This window comes from Pseudomonas edaphica, from assembly GCF_005863185.1.
In the GTDB taxonomy this organism is placed as follows: domain Bacteria; phylum Pseudomonadota; class Gammaproteobacteria; order Pseudomonadales; family Pseudomonadaceae; genus Aquipseudomonas; species Aquipseudomonas edaphica.
The window spans coordinates 1-9,740 of record NZ_VBVZ01000206.1 but is presented as its reverse complement, the minus strand read 5'-3'; the positions used below and the strand labels follow the sequence as shown (position 1 = coordinate 9,740).

9 protein-coding genes are annotated in these 9,740 nt (G+C 57.7%); 2 read left to right on the top strand and 7 right to left on the bottom strand.

Features of this window, described 5'->3' with window-relative positions; translation table 11 throughout:
* From FEM54_RS15330 to FEM54_RS15315, 4 genes are all read right to left on the bottom strand, one after another.
* On the bottom strand, positions 1–301 hold a 301-nt coding region (locus FEM54_RS15330), incomplete at its 3' end, for a BapA/Bap/LapF family prefix-like domain-containing protein (protein ID WP_138451737.1).
* A 268-nt stretch (positions 302–569) separates the two neighbouring features.
* Positions 570–2,003 carry an efflux transporter outer membrane subunit gene (locus tag FEM54_RS15325; protein WP_138451735.1) on the bottom strand — a complete coding sequence of 478 codons (1,434 nt, stop codon included), beginning with the start codon at positions 2,001–2,003 and terminating at the stop codon, positions 570–572.
* Positions 2,000–5,137, bottom strand: coding sequence for an efflux RND transporter permease subunit (locus FEM54_RS15320; RefSeq protein ID WP_138451733.1), 3,138 nt, complete (start codon positions 5,135–5,137; stop codon positions 2,000–2,002). Before FEM54_RS15320 ends, FEM54_RS15325 begins: the two co-directional genes overlap by 4 nt.
* A 5-nt stretch (positions 5,138–5,142) precedes the next feature.
* Complete coding sequence (locus FEM54_RS15315; protein WP_420875317.1) at positions 5,143–6,285, bottom strand: efflux RND transporter periplasmic adaptor subunit; 1,143 nt, start codon at positions 6,283–6,285, stop codon at positions 5,143–5,145.
* Positions 6,286–6,504: 219 nt separating this feature from the next.
* Here FEM54_RS15315 and FEM54_RS15310 point away from each other — a divergent pair, with 219 nt between their 5' ends.
* Positions 6,505–7,275 carry an IclR family transcriptional regulator gene (locus FEM54_RS15310; protein ID WP_138451739.1) on the top strand — a complete coding sequence of 257 codons (771 nt, stop codon included), beginning with the start codon at positions 6,505–6,507 and terminating at the stop codon, positions 7,273–7,275.
* 31 nt (positions 7,276–7,306) lie between these two features.
* Here FEM54_RS15310 and FEM54_RS15305 read toward each other — a convergent pair whose 3' ends face one another.
* Positions 7,307–8,269 (bottom strand): GlxA family transcriptional regulator, encoded by a 963-nt coding sequence (locus FEM54_RS15305; protein ID WP_138451731.1) that lies wholly within the window; start codon positions 8,267–8,269, stop codon positions 7,307–7,309.
* A gap of 111 nt (positions 8,270–8,380) precedes the next feature.
* Here FEM54_RS15305 and FEM54_RS15300 point away from each other — a divergent pair, with 111 nt between their 5' ends.
* Positions 8,381–8,725: a DUF3817 domain-containing protein gene (locus FEM54_RS15300; RefSeq protein WP_138451729.1), complete on the top strand. Its 345-nt coding sequence runs from the start codon at positions 8,381–8,383 to the stop codon at positions 8,723–8,725.
* Positions 8,726–8,881: 156 nt separating this feature from the next.
* Here the strand turns inward: FEM54_RS15300 and FEM54_RS15295 are convergent, their stop codons facing one another.
* Both FEM54_RS15295 and FEM54_RS34350 read right to left on the bottom strand, forming a co-directional pair.
* The gene (locus tag FEM54_RS15295) at positions 8,882–9,445 is read right to left on the bottom strand and encodes an RrF2 family transcriptional regulator (protein WP_138451726.1); all 564 of its coding nucleotides are present in this window, start codon (positions 9,443–9,445) and stop codon (positions 8,882–8,884) included.
* 111 nt (positions 9,446–9,556) lie between these two features.
* Positions 9,557–9,740 (bottom strand): hypothetical protein (locus FEM54_RS34350; protein WP_205894411.1); only part of this gene is annotated, 184 nt, incomplete at its 5' end.

The window sequence follows — 9,740 nt, the reverse complement described above, 5'->3', positions numbered from 1 at the left end:
CTTTTAAAGAAAGTGATGCCTGGCTTGGCTCATAAGTCGCGTGCCAGAATTTTCCTTCGCTTTCCAACACCAACTCATTGTGCAGACCGTCAGCCGCCACAACAAAAAAGCCCTTGAGCACGACCTGCTCACCGGACTTCAACACGATGACCAAATCGTCGCCAGCCCGGGAAGCAGACTTCAGCGTTTCAGGATTCAACGAAATCTTTACGATACTGGGGCTGCCAACGGTGGTGGAATTACCCGTTGCCTGCTCTACCAGTTTTCCAGATTTGATATCTATCAAACTAACCTGCGCCATACGTGCTTTCGCTCCAAATATGAGAAATCCGACTGAGCGCCCTTCAAACAACGTCGAGGGCTAGTCAGCCAAACCAATAACGTCCGGTCACACATGCGGTGTTCGGACATTTACCGGCGCACATACTCGTGAGAACTTTCCCGTCGTTCTGTAGGACATTTCCCAGAAACATCGAGACTGACTCGGGCAGGCGCTTCACAAAAAAGGAGTGAAAATCCATGACGATTGTTGACGAGCCAGCCACCACTGGCCCGTTTTCTTGACGTGACTATCGAGCGGAACTGATCATTTGGGAAGCCTCCCAACCTCCGCCTAGCGCCTTGTATAGCTGGACTTGGCTGTCCAGTTTGAGCAGTTGATCACTCAACAGCCTTTGCTCGGCCGTGAACAACAGTCGCTGGGCATCGAGGAGGGTCAAATGGCTGTCAACACCTGTTTCGTAGCGCTGCTGCGCCAAATCGAAATAGACGCGACTGTCCATCACCAGATCACGCTGGGCTTGCAACTGCTTGCCGAAGGTGCCTTGAGCTGCCAAGCCATCGGCCACCTCGCGAAACGCGGTCTGGATGCTCTTTTCGTATTGGGCAACGCTGATGTCTTTCTGGATTTCGGCGTAATCCAGGCTGGCGCGCAGTCGCCCGCCATTGAAAATCGGCACGCTGATCTGCGGTGCAAAGCTCCAGCTGCCTTGGCCGCCATTGAGCAGGTCACCCAACTCACTGCTGGCAGAGCCGGCCGTCGCAGTTAAGCGAATCGAGGGAAAGAACGCAGCCCGAGCCGCACCGATGTTGGCATTTGCGGCCGACAACAGATGCTCGGCCTGCAAGATATCCGGACGATGATGCAACAATTCGGACGGCAACCCCACGGGGATGTCCGCCAGGACGGCGCCCTCCAGCGGCGTACCTTGGGGCAAGTCATCAGGGATTTTTGCGCCCAGCAGAAGCCGCAGGGCATTGACGTCCTGGGCAACTTGCCGGGTGTACTGGAGCATTTGTGCCTTGGCGGTATCGACCTGAGTACGCGCCTGGCGCACATCCAACTCTGAAGAGGTCCCTGCCTGATGTGCCTGGCTGGTCAGCGCCAGGCTCGCGCTGTAGCTGTTCAAGGTTCTAGTGGTCAGCTCAAGCAACGCCTGGTCGGTACGCCACGTCAGATACGCACTCGCCACATCGGCGATCAAGCCGATACGGATACTGTTCTGCGCCTGTGCGGTGGCCAGGTAATTTTCCAGGGCCGCCGCGTTGAGGCTACTGACGCGTCCAAATACATCCAGCTCATAAGAGGTAATGCCGACATTCAGCCCATATTGACTCTGGATACCGGCGCTCCCCGTACTCGACAGATCAGCCGGCAACCGCTGCCGATTGCCGCTGCCATTCACATCCACAGAGGGAAACAGTGCCGAGCGCTGGATCCGGTATTGCGCACGATAAGCCTGGACATTCAGGGCCGCGACCCGCAGGTCACGATTGTTCTCCAGGGCCACGGCAATCATCCGTCGCAGCCCGTCATCGCGGAAAAAGTCATTCCACAGTACCCGGGGTGCATTGGCCTCGATCAAACCAGGCTGGGCATAGGCAGCGCCTTGCGGCCAGGTGTTCTCGGCAGGCACCTGCAGCCAGGATTTTTTCGGAATCAGACTGCACCCCGGTACGCCAATTCCGATGCACACACAGAGCGTCAACGTTTTAAGCCTCATGCTTGCTCTCCCGACAGGGCGTTATCCGGTTGTTTCTTTTTGCTCAACAGGCCGGTGACGAACGTGTAGAACAAGGGCACGAAAAAGATCGCCAGGAAGGTCGCCGCGAGCGTACCGCCCACCACGCCGGTGCCGATGGAGTGCTGGCTGCCGCTGCTCGCGCCGACAGCCCGGGCCAAGGGCAACACGCCCATAATGAATGCAATCGAGGTCATGATGATGGGCCGCAAACGCAGGCGCGCAGCCTCCACGGCGGCTTCGACCAGCGTGCGTCCCTGGTGCTCGTAAAGGTCTTTGGCAAACTCCACGATCAAGATCGCGTTCTTCGCCGCCAAGCCCATGGTGGTGAGCATCCCGACCTGAAAGAACACGTCATTGGATAGCCCGCGCAGCAAGGTCGCACAGACAGCCCCGAGAATACCCAGCGGCACCACCAACAGCACCGACACCGGAATCGTCCAGCTCTCATACAGCGCGGCCAGGCACAGGAACACTATCAGCAATGACAGGACATACAGCATTGGCCCCTGCGCACCCGCGTGCCGCTCCTCATAGGACAAACCGGTGTAGGACATACCGATGCCAGGCGGCAACTGCGCCGCGATGCGTTCAACCGCTGCCATGGCATCACCGGTGCTGTAGCCAGGGGCCGGTGTACCCAGGAGTTCGATGGCAGAGATACCCCCGTAGCGCTCCAGCTTCGGCGAACCATACACCCACTTGCCCGTGGCGAACGCCGAAAACGGCACCATTTCGCCCTGTGCGTTGCGTACGTACCACTTGTCGAAGTCTTCAGGCGCGATGCGTGAGTCCTGGTCGCCCTGCACATACACCCGCTTGACACGACCGCCGTCGATGAAGTCATTGACATAGGCCGAGCCCCAGGCGACCGACATCGTCTGGTTGATGTCGGCGATGGACACCTGCAGCGCCCGCGCCTGCTCATCATTGATGATGACCTGGTACTGCGCTTCATCATCCAGGCCGTTAGGCCGGGTCAGCATCAACGTCGGATCTTGTGCCGCCAACCCCAGGAACTGATTACGGGCAGCCATCAGGCCGGCATGACCGACATTGCCGTTGTCCTGCAGGAACACGTTGAACCCGGTCGAGTTACCCATCTCCAGAATCGCAGGTGGCACCAGGGCAATCACGTTGGCGTCTTTGATCGAGCCAAACTTCGCGTTCAAGCGCTTGGCGATAGCAAACACCGATAGGTCAGGCGATGTACGCTCGGCAAACGGCCGCAAGGCCACGAACACGATCCCGCTGCTCTGGCCGCGACCGGCAAAGTTGAAACCGTTCACGGTGAAGGCCGATGAAATGCCGACGCCTTCATCTTCCAACAGGAATTTACGCACCTGCCCCAAGACGTCTTCGGTCCGTTCTGCGCTGGCGTTCTGTGGCAGTTGCACCTGAACCGCCATGATGCCCTGGTCTTCGTCAGGCAAAAATGCCATTGGGATCTTGGTAAACAGCAACCCGGCTCCCACGGTCAATAACAGGTAAATACCCATGAAGCGCCAGCGCCGCGTGAGGATGCCTTTGACGCTGCGCTCATAGCGCAGCGTGTTTTTTTCGAACGTGCGGTTGAACCAGCCAAAGAAGCCTTTTTTCTCGTGCGCGCCGGCTTTGTGCGGCTTGAGCAAGGTGGCACACAGCGCAGGGGTAAATATCAGGGCAACCAGCACCGAAAAGCTCATCGCGGCGATGATGGTGATCGAGAATTGCCGATAGATCACACCCGCAGAGCCGCTGAAGAACGCCATCGGCATGAACACCGCCGAAATCACCAGGCCGATACCCACCAGGGCTCCGGAAATCTGGTCCATGGATTTGCGTGTCGCCTCTTTAGGCGACAACCCCTCCTCGGCCATGATCCGCTCGACGTTCTCCACCACCACGATGGCGTCGTCCACCAGCAGACCAATGGCCAGCACCATGGCAAACATGGTCATCACGTTGATGGTGAAACCAAAGGCGAACAACACGCCGAACGTGGCCAGCAGCACCACCGGTACCGCCAACGAAGGAATCAGCGTGGCCCGAACGTTCTGCAAGAACAGGAACATCACCAGAAACACCAGCACGATCGCTTCAAACAGGGTGTAGATCACCGACTTGATCGAGGCTGCCACCACGGGCGAGGTGTCGTAGGGGAATACAATCTCGACCCCTTCCGGCAGGTAAGGCTTGAGCTCATCCGCGGTTTTCTTGACCGCCGCGACCGCATCCAACAGGTTGGCACCGGTGGCAAGGCGCAACGCAAGCCCCGACGCAGGCTTACCGTTGAACTGGCTGGAAATGGAAAAGTTTTCCGCTTGAAGCCCCACTTCGGCCACATCTTTGATACGCACCTGCGAGCCGTCGGGATTGACCTTGAGCAGGATCTCGCGGAACTCGTCCACGGTGGTCATGCGCGTCTTGCCAATGATCGTAGCCGACAGCTCAATACCTTTACGCGCTGGCAAACCACCGAGCATCCCGGATGACACCTGGACGTTCTGCGCCGAAATCGCGCTCATGACGTCCTGGGGCACCAACTGATAGCTGTTCAACTTGCCTGGGTCGAGCCAGATACGCATGGCGTTCTGTGAACCCAAGACTAAAAAGTCACCGACCCCCTTGGTCCGTGAAATAGGGTCCTGGAGATTGGCGACAATCAGGTTGCCCATGTCGAAGTCCGACATTCGGCCATCGGTCGAGACCAGCCCCAGAATCAACATGAAGTTGACCTGATACTTCACCACCCGAATGCCTTGGCGCTGGACTTCTTCGGGCAACATGGGAGTAGCCAGTTGCAGCTTGTTCTGCACCTGCACCTGTGCGATGTCCGGGTCGGTACCCTGATCGAAGGTGACGATGATCTGCATGCTGCCATCGGTGTTGCTGGATGAGGAGATGTAGCGCAGGCCATCCAAACCATTGAGCTGCTGCTCGATCACCTGCACCACCGTGTCCTGCACGGTCTGTGCCGACGCCCCCGGGTAGGTCACAGTGATCTGCACGGCGGGTGGCGCAATATTCGGGTACTGGTTGACGGGCAGCGAAATTACCGCCAACGCGCCCCCCAACATGAGCATCAAGGCGATAACCCAGGCAAAGATCGGCCTGTCGATAAAGAAACGGGACATGGGTATCAGCTCCCTTCGCCGGTCGTGGCGCTGAAGTCGCTGATCAACTCAACGTTAGTGGCCGGACTGGCCTTGACCTTTGCTCCCGCGCGCAAGCGTTGCACCCCTTCGGTGACCACTTGCTCTCCAGCTTCGATCCCCTTGCCGACCAACCAGGCATTGCCCACGGTGCGCAAGGTTTGCAGCTCACGCAGCTCGACGGTCTCATCCGGCTTGATCACCCAAGCCGTGGCGACGCCCCGGCTGTCGCGAATAATGCCTTGCTGCGGCACCAGTTTGGCCGCCTCGCGCACGCCTTCCTTAAGTTGTGCATGGACGAACATGCCGGGCAGTAATTTACCGTTGGGGTTAGGAAACACAGCGCGCCTAGTCACAGAGCCTGTGCCGGGATCAACGCTGACTTCGGAGAACTTCAACGCACCCGGCAATGGGTATGCACTGCCATCATCCAGGGTCAGGGTGACATGTGCCTGCCCCGCACCCGTGCTCTGCAAGCTGCCAGACTCCAGCGCACGCTCCAGTGCCAACATGCGAGTAATGGGTTGGGTCACATCGACATAGATGGGGTCCAGCTGGTTGACCGTCGCCAGTTCCGTGCCCTGCCCGTTCGTCACCAGTGCACCTTCAGTGATGTTGGAGCGCCCGATCCGCCCGCTGATCGGCGACAGCACCTTGGTGTACTGGACGTTGATGCTGGCGACCTGAACATCGGCCTTGGCCTGCTTCCACGCCGCTTGCGCGTCGTCATGCTGCTGGCGGCTGATGGCTTTGGTTTCCAGCAGGCTCGCGTAGCGTTTGGCCAGGTTTTGCGCGGTGTCCAGGTTGGCCTGCGCGCGGGCCAGGGTGGCCTGATAGGTCGCCGGATCAATCTGGTAGAGCTGCTGCCCTTCCTTGACCTGAGCACCTTCTTCAAACAGACGCTTTTGCAGAATGCCACTGACTTGCGGACGTACCTGCGCAACGCGATAAGCCGAGGTTCGCCCAGGCAGATCAGTGGTCATGACCAAGGACTCGGCCTTGACCGTATAGACCCCAACCTCCACCGGAGCACTGGCGGTCGAAACCTGTTCGGATTGATTACAGCCCACCAGTAACGCGGTGGTGAGCGGAAGAATATGTACAGCACGCGACGGCCATCTGAGCTTCACCAGAAGCACTCCCCAGGAAGATGAAAAAAAAGATATGTGAACCACTATAAGGTTCAGTGTATCACTATACGATTCACCAAAATCAATCTGTACTTTTCAAAAACCCTTGGCGAACGCTCAAACATCACGCAATCACGTGCGCCAAATGTGGTGATCACCAGGACCAGAGGGCGCTATCGGGTAAGATGGGCGTTCGGCAAAAAGGCGAGCGAATACGACATGAGCGACGAGACACTCAAGCAGGAAAAAAATGGTGGCATTCAGGTCATTGCGCGGGCGGCCGCCATCATGCGTGCACTGGGAAACAACCCGAAGGGCTTGAGCCATGCGGCGATTGCGCAAGCCGTCGACCCGCCGCGCTCAACGGTGCAACGGATCATCACCGCCCTGGAAGAAGAACGCCTGGTTGAGTCGATCGGCCCGCAGGGCGGCTTTCGGCTGGGGACCGCACTGGGCTTGCTGATCAACCAGACCCAGACCGACATCATTTCGTCGGTTCAACCCTATCTGATCGAGCTTGGCCAGTTGTTGAACGAGTCGGTTACGTTGTCGTCCTTGATCGGCGACAAGGTGTATGTGATCGATCGAGTGGTGGCTGAACGGGAATTGCGCATTGTCTTTCCAATCGGTATCAACCCCCCCTCATTTGCAACGTCCAGCGGCAAGATACTCCTGGCCGAACTGTCACCTCAGGACCTCGAAGCGATCCTGCCAAAACAGCTGCCGGCGCTGACAAGCACCACGCTGAACAAAAAGGCCCTGCTGGCAGAATTGGAACAGATCCGTGTCAGCGGCATCGCCCAGGAAACGGAAGAGTACATCGAAGGTATTTGCTCCTACGCGACCATCATCCGCACCTACCTGGGCAATTTCTCAATCACTGTCGTGGCACCCGCCTCGCGGGCAAAGGTTCATGCCGAACGTTTTCAGGCCGCGTTGCTCGAGACCAAAGACGCCATAGAACGTGTGATTGGCCGCCAACACGATTGAGCTACAACACCCGACTTGCCAGCCCGGGCTATCACGGCCGAGCGCTTGAAAAGGCGTTCCGATAAGCAACCGGGCTTGTGCCCAGCAGCCGTCGGAAGTGCTCTCGCAACGACGTCGAGGAGCCAAACCCGGTGCGCAGTGCCACCTGCTCCACGGACAAATGGGTGGTTTCCAGGATGTATTGCGCCCGTCGCACCCGCGCCTGTAGTAGCCACTGCAGCGGGGTAACACCCAGTTGTTCGCGGAAGCGGCGGCTCAGCGTTCGGGTGCTGACCGACGCCCTGCCCGCCAGTTGCTCAAGCGTCAAAGGCTGGTCCAGATGCTGCTCAACCCACGCTTGCAGGTGTTGCAGCATCCCGGTTGATTCGGGAGGCTGGTGAACGATGAACTGGGCCTGCCCCCCGGCACGTTCCAACGGCATGACCGCATGGCGCGCCACATCAGCCGCAATCTGAGCGCCATGGTCGCGCCGGATCATGTGCAGGCATAAATCCAGGCCAGCGGATGCACCGGCAGAGGTCAGTACCTGGCCGTTATCGATAAACAGAACGTTGGGGTCGACGGTGACATGTGGATATCGGCTGGCCAACAACGGCGCTGCGGACCAATGCGTGGTGACCCGCAACCCATCCAGCAACCCGCATTCCGCCAGGATGAACGCCCCCGTGCAGATCGAAGCCACCCGGGTGCCGGCTGCGGCGGCGTCACTCAATGCATCCAGCAGGTTGTTTGGCAGAAGTGCGGTGAAATCCAACGCGCCGGGCACAATGATCGTGTCGACATTGGCCAGCTCGCTCAACCCCCACCTCACACGCATGTCAAAGTGCGCGGACTTGATCATGCGCGAGGGGCCGCAGACCAACACCTCATAGACCAGCTCGCCAGTCTCGCGGCGCGCACGCCCAAACGCTTCCAGCGGTATGGTCAGGTCGAACGGCACCACGCCGTCGAAAGCAAGTACAGCGATTTTATGCGCAGTAACGGGATTTGACATCTGGCTGTCCGACTTGGCTCGAATCCTTCGGTAATTGGCATTTTAGCCAATTGGCTCGGCACTGCAAGGTCGCCATACTCGACCGTCTGCCCTTCATAGATACCCATCCCGATGACCGACTTACCTGTCCGCCCCTCTGATTCGCTACGGCCATTGCGGTATGCCGCCTGCGTAGAAGGCAGCAGCCTGCTCATCCTGCTGACCGTCGCCGTGCCGCTCAAACATTTCTTTGGGTACCCGGCGGCAGTGCAAGTCGTCGGTCCATTGCATGGCTTGGCATTCTTGACTTACTGCTGGCTGGCGATCAGCGTCGCCGCCAGCGAAAAATGGAAACCCACCAAACTGCTGGGCGCCCTTGCATTGGCCTTTATTCCGCTCGGTGGCTTTTTTGCGGCGCGGTTTCTATGGCGGCGCATTGACCAACTCCAACTTGAGCAAAGCCCTAGGGCCTGTTGACGTTTCACATGCCGGCCTAATAGCTCGGAGCGTCTGCCGTTGAAATAGCATCACCATAATGGTGACGCGCTTCTCGGTACTCAGGTGGTTGTATTGGGTAGACATGGCAACCCATTACATCAAGTGCTGCACTTGCTCCTTGAGACCGCCGATTACTCAGTCCGAAATGTTGGTCACTTGGATGGTCTGGTCGTCAGCAGTCTGCGCGCTGCTTTTCTTTTCTCGACGATCGTTTATCCATCTGCCTACCTGGGCCGGGAAGTCAGTTGGAGATTTTCGTCCGACCTTTCTTGCAAGATCAAGAATGGTTTGTTGGGCGAGAGCTTCTTCCATGCGTTTCTGTGCCGTCATCATCGCCGCGTGAACCGAGCAATGGCCGTCTAGCGCCCAGGCAGGCGGAGAGCCTTCGAACAGGGCACAACGGCCGCGAATCTCTCGGCAATCAAAAATGAGCTTCTGACCGTCGATGGCGTTGACGATATCAAGAATGCTGATTTCGTCAGAAGGCCTCGACAGCTTGAACCCTCCGCGCACGCCTTCCGTTGCTACGACCAGTTTGGACTTAGCCAGCTTGGTGAAAATCTTCGCCAGGTAATCCAGAGGTACGCCTTGCAATTCTGCAAGATCACGCACGCTCGCCTCACGGCTTTCGCCGCCATCGCCCACCAAAAAAATCAGGCAATGAATGCCGTACTCAACGCCCGCGCTGTAAAGAGACATTTAGATCTCCGACCTAATTAGTCGCATATATTAGCAGCGATCAGTGAGGGGGACAACGATCCTCGCACGCTGTGACATGGGACTTTCTACCTTTAAAAATCACTTACACGCCTAATTTTGTGGTGAAAATATTCTATTGAGTAGCCATTGCTCAAAAATTTTCTTCAGAAATTCGCTCGGATGGCTCATGAAAAATATCTTGCCATTGAAAACTACGACTAATATAGTCGTTGTTTCCAGAGCTTCTACGGTGGCTGTTTTCCAAGATCGCCTTGCTCCGGCTTCACGTCCGCTA